Raw genomic sequence first — 21,425 nt, 5'->3', positions numbered from 1 at the left:
ATAGCACGCACGCCGGGGAGTGCGAGATGCGTTTGTCGCGGTGAGGACGCGCGATCTCTCCGCCGCCATTCCGGGCGCGTCGAAGATGCGAACCCGGAATCTCGAGGTGATCAGGCCATCTCGAGATTCCGGGCTCAGCCCCTTCGGGGCTGCCCCGGAATGACAGCAGCGCAAGAAAAAGCGCGGGACCAGCCCGCGCTCTCCGTCAACCCACTGAAAGCAACGATTACTCGTTGACGGCGGTCTGCTGCCGGTCCTGCTTCTCGACGATGCGGGCCGACTTGCCGCGCAGCTGACGCAGGTAATACAGCTTGGCGCGACGCACCTTGCCGCGGCGCACGACCTTGATCGAATCGATCATCGGGGAGAGGATCGGGAACACGCGCTCCACGCCCTCGCCATAGGAGATCTTGCGCACGGTGAAGCTCTCGTTGATGCCGCCGCCGGATCGGCCGATGCAGACGCCCTCATAGGCCTGCACGCGCGTGCGCTCGCCTTCGACCACCTTCACGTTGACGATCACGGTGTCGCCTGGGCCGAACTCCGGAATGGTCTTGTTGGCGGACAGCTTGTCGAACTGCTCTTTTTCGAGCTGCTGAATCAGGTTCACGGGTAAATCTCCATCGGCGGCGCGCCCAGCCGGGTCACGCGGGGGCTGCGCTTGTTCCTGCCGTCACTTGCGGAATTGGGCGCTCCTATAAGCCAAAGCGCGAGGCTTGTCACCCGTCTGTCGTGCTTTTTGGCTCTTTTTGGCCGGTCCCTCTTTGTTCTCGGCCGTCGCGCGCCTGCCATTCGGTCCACAAATCCGGCCTTCGCGCTTCAGTCAGCGCCTCGGCCTGGACGCGGCGCCAAGCGGCGACCTTGGCGTGGTCACCCGAGGTGAGCACATCCGGAATGGTCCGGCCTTCGAATAGTTGGGGCCGGGTGAATTGCGGGTATTCAAGTAGGCCATCGGAAAAACTCTCGTCGGTGCCCGATTCGAGCTTGCCCATCACACCTGGGAGCAGCCGGACGCAGGCGTCGATCAGCACCAGGGCGGCGATCTCGCCGCCCGACAGCACGTAGTCGCCGATCGAGAGCTCGGTCAGCGAGCGGGCATCGATGACGCGCTGGTCGATGCCTTCGAAGCGACCGCAGACGATCAGCGGGCCCGGACCGGCCGCGAGCTCGCGGACGAAGGCCTGTGTCAGGGGCCGACCGCGCGGACTCATCAGCAGTCGCGGCCGCTCAGGCGCGATGGCAGCGGCGTCGATCGCGGCGGCCAGCACGTCGGCCCGCAGCACCATGCCGGGCCCGCCGCCGGCGGGGGTGTCATCGACGCTGCGGTGCTTGTCGGTGGCCGACGCCCGGATGTCGCGCGCCTCCAGCGCCCAGATGCCGGACGCCAGCGCCCGGCCGGCCAGGCTGACGCCAAGCGGCCCCGGGAACATCTCGGGGAACAGGGTGAGCACGGTGGCGTGCCAGGGCGTGGGAGGGGCGGAAGGCGAAGCGGTCATGATGCTCTGTTACGGCACCGGCGCGGTGAGATCGAGCCCCCGCAGCGGCGCTGGCCAACTGATGCAACTCTCCATTACCGGTGTCGTCCCGGACAAGCCGTGACGCGCACCCGCGCGTCGCGGCGCCGATCCGGGACCCATACCGCGCGATGTTGGAAATGGGCACGCGGCCAATCCCGCGTGAACCAACCAGCTGCGGTGGTTATGGGTCCCCGCTTTCGCGGGGACGACGAGCGGAGTTTGAGGCGGCAGCGTCGTCTTGATCCGAGGCCAACTCATCCGAGGCCGATTCATCATCGCCCTCGATCTCCGCCGGCAGCTCGATGATCACGCGCCCACCCGCGAGATCGACCATCGGCACCACCGCATTGGTGAACGGCAGCATCAATGTGCTGCCCGAGGGCGGGGCGATCTCGATGATGTCGCCGGCGCCGAAATTATGGATGGCGAGGACGCGGCCGAGCGGTGCGCCGGCCGTGGTCTCGGCGGCGAGGCCGATCAGGTCGGCGTGGTAGTATTCGTCGTCGTCGGTCTCGGGCAGGCGGTCGCGCGGCACATACAGCTCGAGCCCGTTGAGGCGCTCGGCCGCGTTGCGGTCGGTGACGCCCTTGATAGTTGCGACGAGATGGTCCTTGGCCTCCCGCGCTTTCGCGACTTCGAACGAGCGGCTGCCGTCCTTGGTCGTGAGCGGGCCGTAATGCAGCACGGCCAGCGGATCCTCGGTGAAAGTCCATAAGCGAACCTCGCCGCGCACGCCATGCGCGGCGCCGATTCTGGCGACACAGATGAGCTTGGACATCAGCGTGCCTCGTCCTTCGAGACGCGCTCAAACGCGCGCTCCTCAGGAGGAGGAGCCAGTTCCTCATGCTGAGGAGCACGGCGCAAGCCGTGCGTCTCGAAGCATGAGGCCGCGCTCGTCAACGACCTTAGCCCTTGGCGGCGGCTTCGGCCTGCGCCTTGCGCTCCTTGCGCGGCACGGCCTTGATCGGGTTCTGGCGGGCTTCGCGCTTCTTGACGCCGGCGGCATCGAGGAAGCGGGCGACGCGGTCGGACGGCTGTGCGCCCTTGGCGAGCCAGCCCTTCACCTTCTCCATGTCCAGCTTGAGGCGCGCCTCGTTGTCCTTCGGCATCAGCGGATTGAAGTAGCCGAGACGCTCGATGAAGCGGCCGTCACGCGGGAAGCGCGAGTCGGCGACGACGACGTGATAGACCGGGCGCTTCTTGGTGCCGGCGCGGGCGAGACGGATGACGACGGACATGAAAGTTCTCCTTTGAGGTCGATGTATTGATGTGAACGGTGGATGTGATCGTCATTGCGAGCGAAGCGAAGCAATCCAGGGCGGCGTGTGCGACTCTGGATTGCTTCGCCGCTTCGCGCCTCGCAATGACGGGAGTGAGATCATTTCTTCTTCCCCGGAGGGAGGCCAAGACCAGGAAGCGTCGGCTTGCCGCTGAGACCGGTGAGGCCGGGGAGATTCGGCAGTCCGCCGCGCAGGCCGGCGGGCAGATCCTTCGGCAGGTTCGGCAGCCCGCCGCCGGGCAGGCCGCCCGGCATCTTCTCGGCGAGCGCCTTGAGCTGATCCGGTGACGGCATGCCGCCACCGCCGCCAAAACCCATCGCCTGGGCGATGCCGGCCAGCGGGCCGCGCTTGCCGGAGCCCATGGCCTTCATCACGTCGGCCATGTTCCGGTGCATCTTGAGCAGCTTGTTGACGTGCTCGACGCTCTGGCCGGAGCCGGCGGCAATGCGCTTCTTGCGGCTCGCCTTGAGCAGGTCGGGATGCTTGCGCTCCTCGCGCGTCATCGAATCGATGATCGCGACCTGGCGCTTGAGGATCTTGTCGTCGATCCCGGCGGCCGCGATCTGGTTCTTCATCTTCGAGATGCCGGGCATCATGCCCATCAGCCCGCTGATGCCGCCCATCTGCGCCATCTGCTGCAGCTGCTCGCGCATGTCGTTGAGGTCGAACTGACCCTTGCGCATCTTCTCGGCGGCGCGGGCGGCCTTCTCGGCGTCGATGTTCGCCGCGGCCTTCTCGACCAGCGAGACGATGTCGCCCATGCCGAGGATGCGGCCGGCGATACGCGAGGGATAGAAATCCTCTAGCGCGTCGGTCTTTTCGCCGGTGCCGAGCAGCTTGATCGGCTTGCCGGTGACGGCGCGCATCGACAACGCCGCACCGCCACGGCCGTCGCCGTCGATACGGGTCAGCGCGATGCCGGTGAGGCCGACGCGCTGGTCGAAGGCGCGGGCGAGATTGACGGCGTCCTGGCCAGTCAGCGAATCCGCGACCAGCAGCACCTCGTGCGGATTGGCGACCGCCTTGATCTCGGCGGCCTCCTTCATCATGTCCTCGTCCAGCGTGGTGCGGCCGGCGGTGTCGAGCAGCACCACGTCATAGCCGCCGAGCTTGGCGGCCTCGATGGCGCGGCGCGCGATCTGCGGCGGCATCTGGCCGGCGACGATCGGCAGCGTCGGGATGTCGAGGTCGCGGCCGAGCACCGCGAGCTGCTCCATCGCCGCCGGACGATAGACGTCGAGCGAGGCCATCAGCACCTTGCGCTTGTCGCGCTGGACCATGCGGCGCGCGAGCTTGGCGGTGGTGGTCGTCTTGCCCGAGCCCTGCAGGCCGACCATCATGATCGGCACCGGCGGCACGGCGTTGAGGTCGATGGTCTGGCCGTCGTCGCCGAGCGTCTTGACCAGCTCGTCATGGACGATCTTCACGACCATCTGGCCGGGGGTGACAGACTTGACGACGGTAGCGCCGATCGCCTGCTCGCGCACGCGCTCGGTGAAGCTGCGGACAACCTCCAGCGCGACGTCGGCCTCGAGCAGCGCCCGGCGAACCTCGCGCATCGCGGCGTCGACATCGGCCTCCGACAGGGAGCCACGCCCCGTCAGCCGATCGAGAATGCCGCCAAGCCTTTCCGACAGATTGTCGAACACTTGCTTCGTCCTTTGTCCTGCGCGACGCAGGCAGTTGAATGTCTCCGCCGTCATCACCCGCGAAGGCGGGTGATCCAGTGCTCCGAGGCAGCGCGGCTCGATTCGAGGCGCTGCGGCGTACTGGATGCCCTGCCTGCGCGGGGCATGACGATCATCTATGTTGCGGCAGTCCTGCCGAAACCCGATCGTCCAAACACGTTTACGTCCGAGGGCGCACAGCGCTGTCGGGCGTTGACCTCCGGCCTCGAGGACCGGGCGGTGGCTCGAAAAGTGATACTTTCCGAAATTCGGGCGGGTTAAACCCTCGCGGGCGGGAAAAGTCAAGGAAACTTGCTTCCCGGCGTCCCGTTGCCGGGCCTCGAGGGGCTGCTTACCTCTTGCGCCAGTTCAGCTTTCCCTTGCGAGGACGACCTTGCTGCGCCGTTCCAGGACCTATTCCGGCCCCGTCACCGACCATTTCGACGGCAAGCGCTTTTACGATCCCGACGGCGTTTCGCCCAAATCCCTGTCCCAGGTGCTGCGCTGGCAGTTCGACCGCAACCGCAAGCGTTCCCGCTGGCCGTCCTGGGCGGCGAGCCCGCACGCCGACACGCCGCCGCACCGGATCGACGGCGAGACAGTGCGGCTGTCCTTCATCGGCCATGCCAGCTGGCTGGTCCAGACCGGGGGGCTCAACATCCTGGTCGACCCGGTTTGGTCGGAGCGGGTCTCGCCGGTTTCGTTCGCCGGGCCTAGGCGCTGCAACGATCCCGGCATCGCCTTCGAGGCCCTGCCGCATATCGACGTCGTGCTGGTCTCCCACGGGCATTACGATCACCTCGACATCCGGACCTTGTCGAAGCTGACCGCGCGCTTTTCACCGCGCGTCGTCACGCCGCTCGGCAACGACCTGACGATGACACAGGCGGACTCCAAAATTCGCGCCGAGGCCTATGACTGGCACGATCGCGTGACGCTCAACAAGGAGGTCGCCGTGACCCTGGTGCCGACGCGGCACTGGACGGCGCGCGGGCTCTTCGACCGCAACAAGGCGTTATGGGCGAGCTTCGTTCTGGAGACGCCGCGCGGCAGGGTCTACATCGTCTGCGATTCCGGTTACGGCACGGGCAAGCATTTTCGCCGCGTCGCGGAGCAGCACGCGCCGATCAGGCTCGCCATCCTGCCGATCGGCGCCTACGAGCCGCGCTGGTTCATGCGCGACCAGCACATGAACCCTGAGGACGCCGTCCAGGCGCTGCACGATTGCGGCGCCGAGACCGCGCTGGCGCATCACCACGGCACGTTCCAACTGACGGACGAGGCGATCGATGCGCCGGTCCACGCCCTGCACGCCGCGCTCGACCAGGCCGGCATCCCGCGCGAGCGGTTCGGCGTGCTGAAGCCGGGGCAGGTGATGGAGATCTGACTCGCTGTCGCAACCACAAAAGGTGTCGTCCCGGCGAACGCCGGGACCCATCACCACCGGATCAAGTCTTGCGAAGATCAGCAGCTCCATCTCGCACGACAACATCCGCCGCGGATTATGGGTCCCGGCGCGTTGGCCGGGACGACACCGAGTTTGTCGTCGCGCTGTGGGTTCACGACCGCGCGTGAATGGGCCGCGCCGAAGGGAGTGCGCCTCACTGCCCTTGTTTGATCGCCCAGGTGACGTTCACCGTGATCGACAATGCCTCCTCGCCCTGCGCCACCGGGGTCGGAGCCCCCGCCATCGGTGCGGCGAGGGTCTTGGCGCGGAACACCGGCGCCGGAGCGCCGTCCTCGGAGATGCTGAGCGGCTGGCCCAGCGTCACGCCGGCGGCCTTGGCGTAGATCTCGGCCTTGCGGCGCGCGTCTGCGACGGCCTTCTCGCGCGCCTGGTCGAGCAGCTTGGACGGCTCGGCGACGCTGAAATAGATGTTGCCGACATCGTTGGCGCCGGCGGCGACCAGCGTGTCGATCACGCTGGCGACCTTGGCGACGTCGCGCACCTTGATGGTGACGCGATTGCTGGCGCGATAGCCGGTCACGGCCGGCTGGGCCGGCCGGTTCTGCGCATATTGCGGCTGCAGCGACAGCCGCGAGGTCTGATAGTCCTTGTCGGCGATCCCCGCCTGCTTGAGCGCCTGCAGCACCTTGGCCATAGCGGCGTTATTGGCCTCGGCCGCCTCGCGCGCGGTCTTGGCGTCGGACGCCACGCCGGCGTCGATCTGCGCCAGATCCGGCGGCGCCGACACGCTGGCCTCGCCGCTGACGGTGATCGCCGGTGTGTCCTGACGGGCGATGTCATCCGCCAGCGCCGGCAGTGCCGTACTCGCCGCAAGTGCGGCTACAAACATCGATCTGATGATCATGGTGCTCACTTCAGCGGCACGTAGACGTTGATGACGAGCTTATCTTCGGCCGTCTTCAAGGGGTCGGTCAGGTACTCCTCGATGAAGGTGTCCTTGGCCTCCAGCCGGCGCTCGTCGAGGTGGTTGGTGATCGCCTCGTAGGTGTTGTCCATGTTGTCGTAGGAGCCGCGATGGACGAACTTCAGCGCCTTGCCCTCGGGCGACTGGCCAATGCTCATGCCCTTGCCGAGCATCTTCGGCTCCTGCTCGATCGGCATCTCGGCCAGGAAGGTGAAGCCGGTGTCGTCGGTCGAGGTGTAGACGATCATGCCGTTGCCGGCGGGCTTGATGCCCTGCTTGTCCAGCGTGGCCGACAGCGTTTTGAAGGAGTCGATCAGCGTTTCGAACGCGTTGTCCCAATTGGCGGTGCCCTTGACGAGGACGACCTTCTTCGCCTCGAGCTTGATCTCGTCGCCGAAGGCGTCGGCCGCCTGGGCTGGCGCCGCGGCCGGCGGCGACGTGGCCGGGGACTGGGCGGCGGTCGGAGATGACGACGGCGAGGGGCTTGCGCTGGCGGCCGGCATCGGGCTGGTCGCGGGCGCCGGACTGGCCGACGCGGCAGGCGCAGGAGAGGCCGGCACCGCCGGGGCCGGTAGCGCGCTCGGGGCCGGTGCGGGCGTGGCTGAGGCCGCCGGAGCCGGCGAGGCCGACGGCGCCTGGGCCCGGGCGAACGTGCCGCCGAGCAGAAGCGCGACCGAGCTCACGGCCAGAACGAGGCGGAAAGTGCTGAGATTCATTCGACTATTCTCCAGTGGCCGTGCTGCTTTGCCCGGTTCGTGCCGGCGAATGAACCGGTCCTAACATGCTCGGCGGCGCGGCGTCCCATGACAGATGCGTCATGTCGCTCTGCAGGCTGGTCAATGCCGCGCCATTCGCCATATAAGGCGGACACAATTTGGATATTTTCATGAGCGCGCTGGCCAACCACAGCTTCGTCAAGATGAACGGGATCGGCAACGAGATCGTCGTGGTCGATCTGCGCGACGTGAAGCATGTCGTCACGCCGGACGAGGCGCGGGCGGTGGCATCCCGGGTGCCTTACGACCAGTTGATGGTGCTGCAGCCGCCGCGGCTCGACGGCACCGAAGCGTTCATCCGCATCTACAACAACGATGGATCGGAGTCCGGCGCCTGCGGCAACGGCATGCGCTGCGTGGTACGCCAGGTGTTCGGCAAGACTGGCCAGACCAGCGCGACGTTCGAGACCCGCGCCGGATTGTTGAACTGCTGGCAGGGGCCGGCGCCCGATCTCTACACCGTCGACATGGGCGTGCCGAAGTTCGGCTGGCAGGAGATTCCGCTCGCCGAGGAGTTCCGCGACACCCGCTACATCGAGCTGCAGATCGGGCCGATCAATGCCCCGATCCTGCATTCGCCCTCGGTCGTCAACATGGGCAACCCGCACGCGGTGTTCTGGGTCGACGACGTCAATGCCTATGATCTGGAGCGCTTCGGGCCGCTGCTGGAGAACCATCCGATTTTCCCGGAGCGTGCGAACATCACGCTCGCCCACATCGTCGATCGCGATCACATCACGATGCGCACCTGGGAGCGCGGCGCGGGGCTGACCAAGGCCTGCGGCTCGGCGGCCTGCGCGACCGCGGTCGCGGCTGCCAGGCTGAAGCGCGCCAACCGGATCGTGCAGATGACGCTGCCCGGCGGCGAGCTCACGATCGAGTGGCGCGAGCGCGACGATCACGTGCTGATGACGGGCACCGCCGCATTCGAGTTCGAGGGACGGTTCGAGCCGTCGATGTTCGCCAGCGTCGCATGAGCGTCGACGTCGTCACCTTCGGCTGCCGCCTGAACGCGTTCGAATCCGAGCTGATCGCGGAACATGCCGAGGCGGCCGGCGCCGATGACACCATCGTCATCAATAGCTGCGCCGTCACCAACGAGGCCGTGGCGCAGGCGCGGCAATCCATCCGCAAGCTGAAGCGTGAGCGCCCGGCGGCGCGCATCGTCGTGACCGGCTGCGCCGCGCAGACGCAGGCCACCATGTTCGCTTCCATGCCCGAGGTCGACCGCGTCATCGGCAATGACGACAAGCTGCAGCCCGACGCGTGGCGTGCGACGACACAGGCGCTGGCCGTGCCACGCTTCGGCATCGATGCGTCCGAGAAGGTCGCCGTCTCCGACATCATGGCGGTGACGGAGATGGCGCCGCATCTGGTCGATGGCTTCCAGCGCGGCCTGCCGCGTGTCTTCGTCCAGGTGCAGAACGGCTGCGACCATCGCTGCACCTTCTGCATCATCCCGTTCGGCCGCGGCAATTCGCGCTCGGTGCCGATGGGCGCCGTGGTCGATCAGGTGCGCGCGCTGAGCGAGGGCGGCCATGCCGAGATCGTGCTGACCGGAGTCGACCTCACGAGCTATGGCGCGGATCTGCCGGGCGCACCCAAGCTCGGCCGGCTGGTGAAGCAGATCCTGCGCCACGTGCCCGAGCTGAAGCGCCTGCGCATCTCCTCGATCGATTCGATCGAGGCGGATGCCGACCTGCTCGATGCGCTCGCTGATGATGCGAGGCTGATGCCGCATTTGCATCTGTCGCTGCAGGCGGGTGACGATCTGATCCTGAAGCGCATGAAGCGGCGGCATGCGCGCGCCGATGCCATCGCATTCTGTGCTCAGGTGCGCCGGCTGCGGCCGGACATCGCGCTTGGCGCCGATCTGATGGCGGGCTTCCCGACCGAGACCGAGGAGATGTTCGCGCGCTCGCTCGATCTTGTCGAGGAATGCGGGCTGACCTTCCTGCACGTCTTTCCCTATTCGCCGCGGCCGGGCACGCCGGCCGCGCGCATGCCGCAGGTGGACGGCACCGTCATCCGCGAGCGGGCGCGGCGGCTGCGGACTGCGGGCGAAGCGGCGCTGCGGCGGCGGTTGGAGCAGGAGATCGGCTGTCAGCGTGAGGTGCTGATCGAGAGTGAGACCCAGGGACGGACGGAGCATTATCTGCCGGTCGCCACGACCACTGCGTTGCCAGGCACCGTGCAGCGGCTCACGATCACGGGGCATCATGGGGCCCGGCTGTTAGTCCAGAATTCCGTCATGCCCGGGCTTGACCCGGGCATCCACGCTGTCCCCAAGAACTAAGACGTGGATGGCCGGGACTTCGCCCGGCCATGACGGTGCGGAAAGAGATGGGCTCACGCCCCGTTCCACCCGCACATCTTCAGCCGCTCATGCATGTGCACCGGCGCCGGCGCCACCACGTGTACCGGTGGCTTGTTTTTCGACAGCGGAATCGAAATCTCGCGTGCGTGCAGATGCAGCCGCGGCTCGCCGAAGCGCGGGCCGTTGCCATAGATGTTGTCACCGACGATCGGCCATCCCGACGCTGCCGAATGCACGCGCAGTTGATGCGTGCGGCCGGTGACCGGTTCCATCGCCAGCCAAGTGAGTCGCGGACTGCGATTGGAGTGCACCGACTCTCCCTCTCCGGTTGGCAGCTGCGCTCCCTCCCTCCTTGTGGGGGAGGGTTGGGGAGGGGGGTGGCTCCAAGCGACACTGCCCGTGGGGACCCCCACCCCCGACCCCTCCCCGCAAGGGGGAGGGGAGTCGTTGCCACGAGTGGGAGGGGAGTTCAGGGATAGACTGGCAAGAGAGTACGACCTCCCCAGCACCCGCCATTTCGTCACCGCCGGCTGCCCTTGCGGATCCGGCTTCTGCCACCAGCCGCGCTCGGCGTTGAGCTTGCCGAGCGGCAAATCGATCACGCCCTCGTCAGCGTCAGGCCCGCCCTCGACCACCGCCCAATAGGTCTTCGAAATCTTGCCATGCTTGAACAAAAGCCCGAGCGAGGCCGTTGCCTTGCGATGACGGCCGAGCACCAGACAGCCCGAGGTTTCCTTGTCGAGCCGATGCGCCAGCACCGGGGCACGCGGCAGGCCGAAGCGTAGCGCGTCGAACGAGGCTTCGAGGTTCGGTCCGCCCTTTGGCCCCTTGTGCACGGGAATGCCGGCCGGCTTGTCGATCACCAGCATCAGCCCGTCGCGATGAAGCACGCGGGCCAGCATCTCCTCGTCGCTGGGTTGGTTAATGTCCATGGAAACCGTAACGCGGGTGTGAGCTTTCGTTTGCGAATGGAAAGGGCTAACACCACGCCATGAACGATACCACCTCCGAAACACCCAAGCTGTCGTGGTGGCGGCGGCTGTCCGCGGGCCTGAAGCGCACCTCCGGCGCGCTCGGCACGGCCGTGGCCGATCTCGTCACCAAGCGCAAGCTCGACCGCGCGATGCTGGACGACATCGAGGACGTGCTGCTGCGCGCCGATCTCGGTACCCAGGTCGCTGCGCGGATTGCGGAGGCCGTCGGGACCGGCCGCTACGACAAGGCGATCAGCGCCGACGAGGTGAAGGCGGTGGTCGCGACCGAGGTCGAGAAGGTGCTGTCGCCGGTGGCGAAGCCGCTCGAGATCGCGCCGGGCCACAAGCCGTTCGTCATTCTCGTCGTCGGCGTCAACGGCTCCGGCAAGACGACCACCATCGGCAAGCTGGCCGCGAAATTTGCGTCCGAGGGCAGGCAGGTGATGCTGGCGGCGGGCGACACGTTCCGCGCCGCCGCCATCGAGCAGCTCAAGGTCTGGGGCGAGCGCACCAAGGCGCCGGTCATCGCCGGCGCGCAGGGCTCGGACTCGGCCAGCCTTGCGTTCACCGCCATCACCGCGGCCAAGGAGCAGGGCCGCGACATTCTGCTGATCGACACCGCCGGTCGTTTGCAGAACAAGGCCGAGCTGATGAACGAGCTCGAAAAGGTGGTGCGTGTCATTCGCAAGGTCGACGCGTCGGCGCCGCATGCGGTGCTGCTCGTGCTCGACGCGACGGTGGGACAAAATGCGCTGTCGCAGGTCGAGGCGTTTCATCGTACGGCAGGCGTCACCGGCCTCGTGATGACCAAGCTGGATGGCACGGCGCGCGGCGGCATCCTGGTGGCGCTGTCGGAGAAGTTCAAGCTGCCGGTGCACTTCATCGGCGTCGGCGAGGGGGTTGACGATCTCTCTCCGTTCGCCGCCAAGGATTTCGCGCGGGCGATTGCGGGAATCGAGGATTGACGTCACGGTGCGGCGCGCCTGCGAGCCTTTCCGCCCGTTGCGCGCCTCCTCCGCCACGAGACATCAGAGGCTACTGGATCATCCGCGGCCGCGGATGATGACAGCCAACGGGACATGGAATGGACAAGACCCAGCCGCATCCGCTGTTCAAGCTCGCGACCGAACTCGGTCCGCTGATCGTGTTCTTCGTGGTCAACGCCAAGTTCAATCTGTTCGCTGCGACCGGCGCGTTCATGGTGGCGATCATCGCGGCGCTGATCGCGTCCTATGTGGTGACGCGGCACGTGCCGCTGATGGCGCTGGTGACCGCCGTCGTCGTCATCGTGTTCGGCACGCTGACCCTGGTGCTGCACGACGAGACCTTCATCAAGGTCAAGCCGACCATCATCTACTGCCTGTTCGCGGCCGTGCTCGGCGGCGGTCTGCTGTTCAACCGCTCCTTCATCGCGATCATGTTCGATCAGATGTTCAACCTGACGGCCGTGGGCTGGCGCATCCTCACCTTCCGCTGGGCGCTGTTCTTCGCGGCGATGGCGGTGCTGAACGAGATCATCTGGCGCACGCAGAGCACCGATTTCTGGGTCGGCTTCAAGGCTTTCGGGGTCGTGCCGCTGACCATGATCTTCGCCATCGCCCAGATGCCGCTGATCAAGCGCTATCATCAGGACCCCGCGTCGCTCGAAGCCAGCGATGCGGCCGAGGGGGATGTGAGCAAGGGGTAGTACGCGGTGCTGTCATTCCGGGACGCTCGCGTCGGCGAGCGGACCCGGAATCTCAAGGTTCCGGGTTCGATGCTCCGCATCGCCCCGGAACGACAGGCGCGAACTGATCTCGCAATACGCCGCGCGCCTCAGCGCCTCACTCTCAGTGTCATCATCCGCGAAAGCGGATGATCCAGTACGCCGCGGCAGTCGTGAGTCACGTCGTACTGGATCGCCCGGTCAAGCCGGACGATGACAGCGAGGATTCGACCAACAGCTTCGCTCGCGATCACGAGAAAACAACTGCTGGTCTTTCAGCAGACTACCCGCCCGCCTTCAACGCCTTCTCGATCTCCGGCTTCAACACCGCATCGATGTTCTGCGCCGTGATCGGGCCGACCAGCTTGTAGACGATGGTGCCCTCGCGTCCGACCACGAAGGTCTCGGGCACGCCGTAGACGCCCCATTCGATACCGGCGCGGCCATTGCCGTCGACGCCGACGACGTCATAGGGATTGCCGTAGCGGCCGAGGAAGCGGCGGGCGTTGTCGGCGCCATCCTTGTAATTGATGCCGATGATCTGGAAGCGCTTGTCGCGGCCGAGCTCGACCAGCAGCGGCGCTTCGTCGTGACATGGCACGCACCACGACGCCCAGACATTGACGACGCTGACCTTGCCCTTGAGCGCGGCCTGATCGAGTCCGGGCACCGGTGTGCCGTCTCTGGCCAGCTCCGGCAGCGGCGGCAGCGGTGTGGCCGGCGCCGGACGGCCGATCAGCGCCGACGGAATGCGCGACGGATCGCCGTTGCCGAGGCGCGACCAGAACAGCGCCGCCAGCCCGAGGAACACCACGAGCGGCAGCAGCATGAGGAATGAGCGGCGGCGCGGCGCCGGCTCTGTCGGTTCGGTCATTGGATGTCCGTCGCGGCGCGGCCGGAACGGCGGCTGATGCCGCTGTCCTCGAGCGCGCGCAAGCGCGCCTTCTGGGTGCGGTAGTCGATGGCGATCCAGCCGATCAGCACCACCACGACCAGCGCCGCCGCAAGATAGGAGGTGGCGATGAAGGAGGTATAGGGTCCGAGGTCCATATCAAGCCGCTCCCGCGATCTGGCCTGCCGGATCGTCGGCTGATGCGGTCGTTGTGTAGGCGCGCGCCTGCATCATCTGCAGGCTGCGCACACGACGACGCAGGATCTCGTTGCGCATCGCCGCGACATGCAGCGTCACGAACAGGAACGTGAACCCGATTGCCATCACCAGCAGTGGGATCAGGAATGATTTGTCGAGCGCCGGACCGCCCATCCGCATCACCGACGCGGGTTGATGCAGCGTGTTCCACCAGTCGACTGAGAACTTGATGATCGGCAGGTTGATGGCGCCAACCAGCGTCAGCACGGCGGCAGCACGGGCGGCGCGGGTGGGATCCTCGACCGCGCGCCACAGCGCCATCAGGCCGAGATACATCAGGAACAGGATCAGCACCGAGGTCAGCCGGGCATCCCACTCCCAATAGGTGCCCCACATCGGCCGGCCCCACAGCGAGCCGGTGAGCAGCGCGAGGAACGTGAAGCTGGCGCCGATCGGGGCGGCGGCCTTGGCGGCGACGTCGGCGAGCGGATGCCGCCATACCAGGGTGCCGAGCGAGGCGATGCTCATGACGCCCCAGACGAACATCGACAGCCACGCATTGGGCACGTGGATGAACATGATCTTGACGGTCGCGCCCTGCTGATAGTCGTCGGGCGCCAGCGCCGAGAGGTACAGGCCGGCAGCCAGCAGCGCGGTCGTGACCAGCGCCAGCCACGGCAGCAACCGTGCGGCGAGGCCGAGGAACCGGGTAGGATTGGCAAGGTCGATCAGCGACATGAGACCCTTGTTAAAGGCGGAAGCGGTTGCAGGCAATCAGCACGGCGCCACTAGGTAAGAGTTGATCATGGTCAAACCCCGGCGGGCGGTGGGTCAATCCAGCCCGTTCCGCAAGCTTGTCGCAGCGGCGAACGGGCCGATCACGAAACTCACCAGCGACAATGCGCACAGGATCGAGAACGGCGCCCCGAACGGCAGCGGACCGACGATGGCCGCCTGCGACGCCGCGACGCCGAAGATCAGCACCGGGATCGACAGTGGCAGCACCAAGACCGCCAGCAGCAGCCCGCCGCGGTGCATGGTCACCGCCAGCGCCGCACCGATCATGCCGATGAAGGTCAGGGCAGGCGTGCCCGCCAATAGCGTCAGCGCGACGGCGCCGGTGGCGGTGGCGTCGAGATTGAGAAGCAGTCCGAGCACGGGCGTCGCGATCACCAGCGGCAGGCCGGCGGCGAGCCAGTGCGCCAGCGCCTTGGCGGCGCAGGCCAGCTCCAGCGGTGTCCGGCTCATCACGACCAGATCGAGCGAGCCGTCCTCGTGGTCGGCGGTGAACAGCCGGTCCAGGGTGAGCAGGCTGGAGAGCAGGGCACCGAGCCAGAGGATGGCGGGGCCGAGCCGGGTCAGGAGCGCCAGATCCGGCCCGACCGCGAATGGCATCAGCACCACGACGGTGAGGAAGAACAATACCCCGATCAGCGCGCCGCCGCCGATGCGCAGCGCGATCCGGATGTCGCGGCGGATGAGGGCACCGAGCGCGGTCATGCGGGGAGGGCCTTGGCTGATTGCTTGATGGCAGATGGTGAGCCACGCTCCCTCCACCCGCAAACTGCGCTCCCTCCCCCCTTGTGGGGGAGGGCTGGGGAGGGGTCGGCGCGCCGATGGGACGTTGGTTGGTGCGACCGAATCTCGTCAAACAAGTTAGAGCGCGTCGTGGGGCACCCCCCTCCCTGACCCTCCCCCATAAGGGGGGAGGGAACGGAGAGAGCGGTGGGTGGGACTGCGAAGAGGCGAGAGGGAATCATCGAGCCTCCCCGATCCGCAGCTCACGCGTGGCGATGCCGAGCGGTCCATGTGTCGCGGCCACGATCAGCCCGCCGCCAGCGAGATGCTCGCGCATCAGGCCGGCGAACATCGCCTGTCCGGCGATGTCGAGCGCGGCGGTCGGCTCGTCCAGCAGCCACAGCAGGCGCGGCACCGCCAGCAGGCGCGCCAGCGACAGGCGGCGGCGCTGGCCGGCGGAGAGATAGGCGGCGGGCAGGTCGATGGCGTGCGCGATGCCCACCGCCGCCAAACAGTCGGGGATCGGTCGCGTGACGCCGCCGCCGAGGAATTCGGCCCAGAAGGTCAGGTTTTCGCGCACGCTGAGCGCCGGCTTCAGCGCGTCGCGGTGGCCGAGATAGTGCGCCTGCTCGGGCACCGTCAACTCGCCTTCACCGCCCTCGATGGCGATGGAGCCGCCCGCCGGCAGCAGTAGGCCGGCAATCAGCCGCAGCAGTGATGTCTTGCCCGCACCATTGTGTCCGGTCACCGCCAGCGCCTCGCCCGCGACCGTTTCGAACGCAAGGCCTGCGAACACCTCGCGGCCGCCGCGCACGCATCTGACGTCGCGGCCGAACAGTTTCGGCGACTGTGTTGGAGAAAGCTGCATGGCCCGTCGTGACAGCCCTTACGAAATTGATGGCTAGCGCGTGAGAATTTGTGGGTGATGCCACGTCGCGGCTTGCTTGTGGCTGTGGCGGCGCAGTTAGAAAGCTTCTATAAGCCCGACCTTGATGCAGCACACAATCGCCCGCTGCAAGCCATCCGGCGCCTCGCGCTGACGGTTCTTAAATACCCCCTCCGGGTATACAGATCAATTGGGATTTCCACGCATGACCTCGCTCGACAGCTTCAAGTGTCGCAAGACCCTCAAGGTCGGAACGAAGAGCTACATTTACTACAGCTTGCCCACAGCCGAGAAGAACGGTCTCAAGGACATCTCCAAGCTGCCCTATTCGATGAAGGTGCTGCTCGAGAATCTGCTGCGCAACGAGGACGGCCGCACCGTCACCAAGGACGACATTGTCGCGGTGTCGAAATGGCTGCGCAAGAAGTCGCTGGAGCACGAGATCGCCTTCCGTCCGGCGCGCGTGCTGATGCAGGATTTCACCGGCGTGCCTGCGGTGGTCGATCTCGCAGCGATGCGCAACGCGATGCAGAAGCTCGGCGGCGACGCCGAGAAGATCAACCCGCTGGTGCCGGTCGATCTCGTCATCGACCACTCGGTGATCGTGAACTACTTCGGTGACAACAAGGCGTTCGGCAAGAACGTCGCCGAGGAGTACAAGCAGAACCAGGAGCGTTACGAATTCCTGAAGTGGGGCCAGAAGGCGTTCTCGAACTTCTCCGTCGTGCCACCCGGCACCGGCATCTGCCACCAGGTCAACCTCGAATACCTCGCGCAGACCGTCTGGACCAAGAAGGAGAAGATGACCGTCGGCCGCACCAAGGGCACCTTCGAGGTCGCCTATCCGGATTCGCTGGTCGGCACCGATTCGCACACCACGATGGTCAATGGTCTGGCCGTGCTCGGCTGGGGCGTCGGCGGCATCGAGGCTGAGGCCTGCATGCTCGGCCAGCCGCTGTCGATGCTGCTGCCCGACGTCGTCGGCTTCAAGCTGACCGGCGCGTTGAAGGAAGGCGTGACCGCGACCGACCTGGTGCTGACCGTCACCCAGATGCTGCGCAAGCTCGGCGTGGTCGGCAAGTTCGTCGAGTTCTTCGGCCCCGGCCTCGACCATCTCTCGGTCGCCGACAAGTCGACCATCGCCAACATGGCCCCCGAATATGGCGCGACCTGTGGCTTCTTCCCGGTCGACGCCGCCACCATCGACTATCTCAAGACCTCGGGCCGCAAGGGCCCGCGCGTCGCGCTGGTCGAGGCCTATGCCAAGGCGCAGGGCCTGTTCCGCACCGCCAAGTCGGCGGACCCGGTGTTCACGCAGACACTGACCCTCGATCTCGCCGACGTCGTGCCGTCGATGGCTGGTCCGAAGCGTCCCGAGGGCCGCATCGCCCTGCCGGCGGTGGCCGAGGGCTTCGCCACCGCGCTGGCCGGCGAGTACAAGAAGAGCGATGCCGCGCAGCGCTTCCCCGTTGAGGGCAAGGACTTCGACATCGGCCATGGCGATGTCGTCATCGCCGCCATCACCTCCTGCACCAACACCTCGAACCCGAGCGTGCTGATCGGCGCCGGCCTCTTGGCCCGCAACGCCGCCGCCAAGGGCCTCAAGGCCAAGCCGTGGGTGAAGACCTCGCTCGCCCCGGGCAGCCAGGTGGTCGCCGAGTACCTGGCTAACTCCGGCCTGCAGAAGGACCTCGACAAGGTCGGCTTCAACCTGGTCGGTTTCGGCTGCACCACCTGCATCGGCAATTCAGGCCCGCTGCCGGAGGAGATTTCGAAGTCGATCAACGACAACGGCGTCGTCGCGGCGGCCGTGCTGTCGGGCAACCGCAACTTCGAAGGCCGCGTCTCGCCGGACGTGCAGGCCAACTACCTGGCCTCGCCGCCGCTGGTCGTGGCCTACGCGCTCGCCGGCACCGTGACCAAGGATCTTTCGGTCGAGCCGATCGGCATCGGCAAGGACAAGAAGCCAGTCTACCTGAAAGACATCTGGCCGACGACCAAGGAGGTCAACGACTTCGTCAAGAAATTCGTCAAGGCGTCGATCTTCAAGAAGCGCTACGCCGACGTGTTCAAGGGCGACACCAACTGGCGCAAGATCAAGACGGTCGAGAGCGAGACCTATCGCTGGAACATGTCGTCGACCTACGTGCAGAACCCGCCGTATTTCGACGGCATGAAAAAGGAGCCCGAGCCGATCAAGGACATCGTCGAGGCCCGCGTGCTGGCGCTGTTCGGCGACAAGATCACGACCGACCACATCTCGCCGGCCGGTTCGATCAAGCTGACCTCGCCCGCCGGTAAATTCCTCAGCGAGCACCAGGTCCGCCCGGCCGACTTCAACCAGTACGGCACGCGCCGCGGCAACCACGAGATCATGATGCGCGGCACCTTCGCCAACATCCGCATCAAGAACTTCATGCTCAAAGGTGCCGACGGCAACATTCCGGAAGGCGGCCTGACCAAGCACTGGCCCGACGGCGAGCAGATGTCGATCTACGACGCCGCGATGAAGTACCAGGAAGAGGGCGTGCCGCTGGTGGTGTTCGCCGGCGCCGAATACGGCAACGGCTCGTCGCGCGATTGGGCTGCGAAAGGTACCCGGCTGCTCGGCGTCCGCGCCGTGATCTGCCAGAGCTTCGAGCGCATCCATCGTTCGAACCTGGTCGGCATGGGTGTGCTCCCGCTCACCTTCCAGGAAGGCACGTCCTGGTCCTCGCTCGGCCTGAAGGGCGACGAGAAGGTCACCATCAAGGGCCTGCAAGGCGACCTGAAGCCGCGTCAAACCCTGATCGCCGAGATCGTGTCGGCCGACGGGGCGGCGCAGCAGGTGCCGCTGCTCTGCCGGATCGATACGCTGGACGAGCTGGACTACTATCGCAACGGCGGCATCCTGCACTACGTGCTGCGCAAGCTCGCTGCTTAACCAAAGCGCGACGCGACAGTTTGGCTCACTCTGAAGTGAGTAGCAGGTGATGAAGGAGGCGGCCTATGACAAAGGCCGCCTCCTTTTCGTTTGCAATCTATTAACTACGAGGGCGGCTTTGCAGATCATTGACGCGGCAGGGCGCAGCGGACCATGTTCCAGACAGGACAGTGACGATGAGTGGACAGATGTCGTGGTGGTCGCGCGCGGCGCTGAGTGTCTGTGCGGTCATCGCTTTCGTCCGGCCGGCCGCGTCCGATCCGCGTGCGGTGATCGAACTCTTCACGTCCCAGGGCTGTTCATCCTGCCCGCCGGCCGACAAGATCCTCGGCGAGCTCGCCAGAGATCCCTCGGTCATCGCGCTGTCCCTGCCGATCGACTACTGGGACTACCTGGGCTGGAAGGACACGCTGGCCGACTCCCGCTTCACGGCCCGGCAGCGGGCCTATTCCAGGGCGCGTGGCGATCGCGAAGTCTATACGCCGCAGGCGGTGGTCAACGGCTCCGTGCATGTGATCGGCAGCGACCGCGAGGCGATCGAAGGCGCCATCGAGGAGACCGTCCAGGGTGGCAGCGTGATGTCGGTGCCGGTGAGGCTGTCGGTCGACGGCCAGGACCTCACTGTCTCTGTGGCCGCGGCCAACGACCAGATGCCGCGCAAGCACGGCGAGGTCTGGGTCTGCTCGATCTCGCGGGTGGTCCCGATCTCGGTCGGCCGCGGCGAGAACAGCGGCCGTGATCTGACCTATTACAACGTCGTTCGCGGTCTTCAGAAGCTGGGTGACTGGAATGGGTCGCCGGTCAGATGGAGCGTGCCGCTGGAGAAGATCGCCCGCGAGGGCGTCGATGGCACCGTCGTCTATGTGCAGGACGGCAGTCGCGACCGCCCCGGAGCGATGCTCGGCGCCGCCTTTTCCGAGTTGCCATTGGTCGGACGGGCTTCAGCAACGGCGCGTGGTCCCGAGCGCTGATCTTCCGTCGTCCTGATCTTCGTTTCCGTTGACCTGCGGTAGGCGCGTCACGTCCATGGGACGGAGGCGCGCCACAACATGTTCCGTGCAGCTCACGCCAAAAAAGCAAAAGGACCAACTTGCGTTGGCCCTTTGCCTTACTTGTGAATGGACCCGATCCTGACGACCCCGGGGGGCTGGGGGCTGAGGAATCCGGAACCGAAAGGACCGGGCCAACGCACACGAATCTTATGCCTAAGGTCGGGGGCGGTCGGTGGGCGGAAAGACGGCGCGATTATGATTCTGCTAACGATCCCGTGACGCTTGCGTGTTCGCGGAGTTCGCGCGGTTGGCATGCGCGGCCGAACTTCAACAATGAAAACGGCCCCTTGCGGCTTCCGGCGGATGGCGCGATCATGTCACACAGATGACAGGAGGACGCTCATGAACCTCACTCCGGAGGATGCCGACCCCAGCGAGAACCGCGCGGCGGCGCGCAACGCGGCCGCGGCGCCCAACCGGGTGACGTTCGATCGCCTCGAGCTGAATCGTATCCTCAACCTCTACGGCCGCATGGTCGCCGACGGTGAGTGGCGCGACTATTCGATCGACTTCCTGCGTGACCGGGCCGTCTTCTCCGTGTTTCGCCGGGCGTCCGAGGTCCCGATCTACCGCATCGAGAAGGACCCGCGGCTGGCGCGCAAGCAGGGCATGTACAGCGTGATCTCGGCCACCGGCCTGATCCTGCGCCGCGGTCATGAGCTCGAGCGCGTGCTGCTGGTGATCGCGCCGAAGCCGGCGCTGGTCTGATCCCACGCGCTCCGGCTGATCATGACATTCCGACTGGCGTTGCTTACGCCGGGACGTCGCTGCTCCCGGCCCCGAGCGGGCGCTGCATCATCACAGTATCGAGCCAGCGGCCGAATTTCAGGCCGACGCTCGGGTGGGTGCCGATCATCTGGAAGCCGCAGGCGGTATGCAGCCGGACCGAGCCGGCATTGCCGGAGTCGCCAATGACGGCGATCATCTGGCGAAAGCCTCCCTCCTCACAGGCGTCGATCAGCCGCCGCATTAGTCGCATTCCGATGCCACGACGCTGGCTGGCGGGGGCGAGATAGATCGAGTTCTCCACCGTGAAGCGATAGGCCGGGCGAGGCCGGTAAGGCCCCGCATAGGCATAGCCGACCACCTCTCCGTCCAGCAGGGCGGCGAAATAGGGAAAGCCGTCGTCGGTGAGCGCCCGGAAGCGGCGCGTCATTTCCGTCAGATCCGGAGGGTCGAGCTCGAAGGTGGCCGTGCCCTCGCGGACGGCCTGGCCGTAGATGGCGGTGATGGCGGGAAGGTCGGCCTCCCGGGTGGGCCGGAGCTCAATGTCGGTCATGGTGGAAACATACCAAAGCGGATGCGGCGATCAATCCGGCCTCGCGGCATGGCTGCCGTCGCGCCCGCG

The 21,425-nt window shown here is 66.3% G+C and carries 22 protein-coding genes; 8 read left to right on the top strand and 14 right to left on the bottom strand.

Annotation, left to right across the window (positions count from 1 at the left end):
- Positions 1 to 226: 226 nt before the first annotated feature.
- The 5 genes from rplS to ffh all read right to left on the bottom strand — a co-directional run bounded on the left by rplS (position 227) and on the right by ffh (position 4,446).
- Positions 227 to 610, bottom strand: coding sequence for a 50S ribosomal protein L19 (gene rplS / locus QW881_RS23025; RefSeq protein WP_015663536.1), 384 nt, complete (start codon positions 608 to 610; stop codon positions 227 to 229).
- Between the two features lie 109 nt (positions 611 to 719).
- On the bottom strand, positions 720 to 1,496 hold the full coding sequence (gene trmD / locus QW881_RS23020) for a tRNA (guanosine(37)-N1)-methyltransferase TrmD (protein ID WP_315757125.1): 777 nt from the start codon (positions 1,494 to 1,496) through the stop codon (positions 720 to 722).
- A gap of 202 nt (positions 1,497 to 1,698) precedes the next feature.
- On the bottom strand, positions 1,699 to 2,295 hold the full coding sequence (gene rimM, locus QW881_RS23015) for a ribosome maturation factor RimM (RefSeq protein WP_315740684.1): 597 nt from the start codon (positions 2,293 to 2,295) through the stop codon (positions 1,699 to 1,701).
- A 127-nt stretch (positions 2,296 to 2,422) separates the two neighbouring features.
- Positions 2,423 to 2,755 (bottom strand): 30S ribosomal protein S16, encoded by a 333-nt coding sequence (gene rpsP / locus QW881_RS23010; RefSeq protein WP_008964221.1) that lies wholly within the window; start codon positions 2,753 to 2,755, stop codon positions 2,423 to 2,425.
- A gap of 140 nt (positions 2,756 to 2,895) precedes the next feature.
- Complete coding sequence (gene ffh, locus QW881_RS23005; protein WP_315757126.1) at positions 2,896 to 4,446, bottom strand: signal recognition particle protein; 1,551 nt, start codon at positions 4,444 to 4,446, stop codon at positions 2,896 to 2,898.
- Between the two features lie 412 nt (positions 4,447 to 4,858).
- Here ffh and QW881_RS23000 point away from each other — a divergent pair, with 412 nt between their 5' ends.
- Entirely contained in the window at positions 4,859 to 5,851 is a 993-nt protein-coding gene (locus tag QW881_RS23000; protein WP_315757127.1) for an MBL fold metallo-hydrolase, read from the top strand.
- Positions 5,852 to 6,065: 214 nt separating this feature from the next.
- On the opposite strand, the gene QW881_RS22995 is transcribed toward QW881_RS23000, so the two are convergent.
- Together QW881_RS22995 and QW881_RS22990 are read right to left on the bottom strand one after the other, a co-directional pair.
- On the bottom strand, positions 6,066 to 6,776 hold the full coding sequence (locus tag QW881_RS22995; protein ID WP_315757128.1) for an SIMPL domain-containing protein: 711 nt from the start codon (positions 6,774 to 6,776) through the stop codon (positions 6,066 to 6,068).
- A gap of 5 nt (positions 6,777 to 6,781) precedes the next feature.
- The gene (locus QW881_RS22990; protein WP_315757129.1) at positions 6,782 to 7,552 is read right to left on the bottom strand and encodes a GyrI-like domain-containing protein; all 771 of its coding nucleotides are present in this window, start codon (positions 7,550 to 7,552) and stop codon (positions 6,782 to 6,784) included.
- A gap of 170 nt (positions 7,553 to 7,722) precedes the next feature.
- Between QW881_RS22990 and dapF the strand changes: the two genes are divergently transcribed.
- Together dapF and mtaB are read left to right on the top strand one after the other, a co-directional pair.
- Positions 7,723 to 8,589 (top strand): diaminopimelate epimerase, encoded by an 867-nt coding sequence (gene dapF, locus QW881_RS22985; protein ID WP_315757130.1) that lies wholly within the window; start codon positions 7,723 to 7,725, stop codon positions 8,587 to 8,589.
- Entirely contained in the window at positions 8,586 to 9,908 is a 1,323-nt protein-coding gene (gene mtaB / locus QW881_RS22980) for a tRNA (N(6)-L-threonylcarbamoyladenosine(37)-C(2))-methylthiotransferase MtaB (RefSeq protein WP_315757131.1), read from the top strand. Before dapF ends, mtaB begins: the two co-directional genes overlap by 4 nt.
- A 53-nt stretch (positions 9,909 to 9,961) precedes the next feature.
- On the opposite strand, the gene QW881_RS22975 is transcribed toward mtaB, so the two are convergent.
- Positions 9,962 to 10,861 (bottom strand): RNA pseudouridine synthase, encoded by a 900-nt coding sequence (locus tag QW881_RS22975; protein ID WP_316158682.1) that lies wholly within the window; start codon positions 10,859 to 10,861, stop codon positions 9,962 to 9,964.
- A gap of 59 nt (positions 10,862 to 10,920) precedes the next feature.
- Here QW881_RS22975 and ftsY point away from each other — a divergent pair, with 59 nt between their 5' ends.
- Both ftsY and QW881_RS22965 read left to right on the top strand, forming a co-directional pair.
- Entirely contained in the window at positions 10,921 to 11,868 is a 948-nt protein-coding gene (gene ftsY, locus QW881_RS22970; RefSeq protein WP_315757133.1) for a signal recognition particle-docking protein FtsY, read from the top strand.
- A 119-nt stretch (positions 11,869 to 11,987) separates the two neighbouring features.
- A complete protein-coding gene (locus tag QW881_RS22965) occupies positions 11,988 to 12,590 on the top strand; it encodes a septation protein A (protein ID WP_315740693.1) in 603 nt (200 codons plus the stop codon).
- A gap of 301 nt (positions 12,591 to 12,891) precedes the next feature.
- Here QW881_RS22965 and QW881_RS22960 read toward each other — a convergent pair whose 3' ends face one another.
- The 5 genes from QW881_RS22960 to ccmA all read right to left on the bottom strand — a co-directional run bounded on the left by QW881_RS22960 (position 12,892) and on the right by ccmA (position 16,084).
- Positions 12,892 to 13,482 (bottom strand): DsbE family thiol:disulfide interchange protein, encoded by a 591-nt coding sequence (locus QW881_RS22960; protein ID WP_315757134.1) that lies wholly within the window; start codon positions 13,480 to 13,482, stop codon positions 12,892 to 12,894.
- Complete coding sequence (gene ccmD / locus QW881_RS22955; protein ID WP_315740695.1) at positions 13,479 to 13,658, bottom strand: heme exporter protein CcmD; 180 nt, start codon at positions 13,656 to 13,658, stop codon at positions 13,479 to 13,481. Before ccmD ends, QW881_RS22960 begins: the two co-directional genes overlap by 4 nt.
- Position 13,659: 1 nt before the next feature.
- Positions 13,660 to 14,436 (bottom strand): heme ABC transporter permease, encoded by a 777-nt coding sequence (locus tag QW881_RS22950; protein ID WP_315757135.1) that lies wholly within the window; start codon positions 14,434 to 14,436, stop codon positions 13,660 to 13,662.
- Between the two features lie 93 nt (positions 14,437 to 14,529).
- Positions 14,530 to 15,198 carry a heme exporter protein CcmB gene (gene ccmB / locus QW881_RS22945; RefSeq protein ID WP_315740697.1) on the bottom strand — a complete coding sequence of 223 codons (669 nt, stop codon included), beginning with the start codon at positions 15,196 to 15,198 and terminating at the stop codon, positions 14,530 to 14,532.
- Positions 15,199 to 15,454: 256 nt separating this feature from the next.
- Positions 15,455 to 16,084 carry a heme ABC exporter ATP-binding protein CcmA gene (gene ccmA, locus QW881_RS22940; protein WP_315757136.1) on the bottom strand — a complete coding sequence of 210 codons (630 nt, stop codon included), beginning with the start codon at positions 16,082 to 16,084 and terminating at the stop codon, positions 15,455 to 15,457.
- 223 nt (positions 16,085 to 16,307) lie between these two features.
- On the opposite strand from ccmA, the gene acnA reads away from it, so the two are divergent.
- The 3 genes from acnA (at position 16,308) to QW881_RS22925 (ending at position 20,785) form a co-directional block, all read left to right on the top strand.
- Entirely contained in the window at positions 16,308 to 19,025 is a 2,718-nt protein-coding gene (gene acnA, locus QW881_RS22935; RefSeq protein ID WP_316158685.1) for an aconitate hydratase AcnA, read from the top strand.
- 188 nt (positions 19,026 to 19,213) lie between these two features.
- The gene (locus QW881_RS22930) at positions 19,214 to 19,996 is read left to right on the top strand and encodes a DUF1223 domain-containing protein (protein WP_315757267.1); all 783 of its coding nucleotides are present in this window, start codon (positions 19,214 to 19,216) and stop codon (positions 19,994 to 19,996) included.
- A gap of 423 nt (positions 19,997 to 20,419) precedes the next feature.
- Positions 20,420 to 20,785, top strand: coding sequence for a DUF2794 domain-containing protein (locus tag QW881_RS22925; RefSeq protein ID WP_315757137.1), 366 nt, complete (start codon positions 20,420 to 20,422; stop codon positions 20,783 to 20,785).
- Positions 20,786 to 20,828: 43 nt separating this feature from the next.
- Here the strand turns inward: QW881_RS22925 and QW881_RS22920 are convergent, their stop codons facing one another.
- Entirely contained in the window at positions 20,829 to 21,356 is a 528-nt protein-coding gene (locus tag QW881_RS22920; protein ID WP_315757138.1) for a GNAT family N-acetyltransferase, read from the bottom strand.
- Positions 21,357 to 21,425: the final 69 nt, after the last annotated feature.

The organism is Bradyrhizobium sp. SZCCHNS3016, from assembly GCF_032484535.1.
Classification (GTDB): Bacteria; Pseudomonadota; Alphaproteobacteria; order Rhizobiales; family Xanthobacteraceae; genus Bradyrhizobium.
Note: the sequence above shows the minus strand (reverse complement) of the source record. Positions and strands in the feature narration are given on the sequence as shown.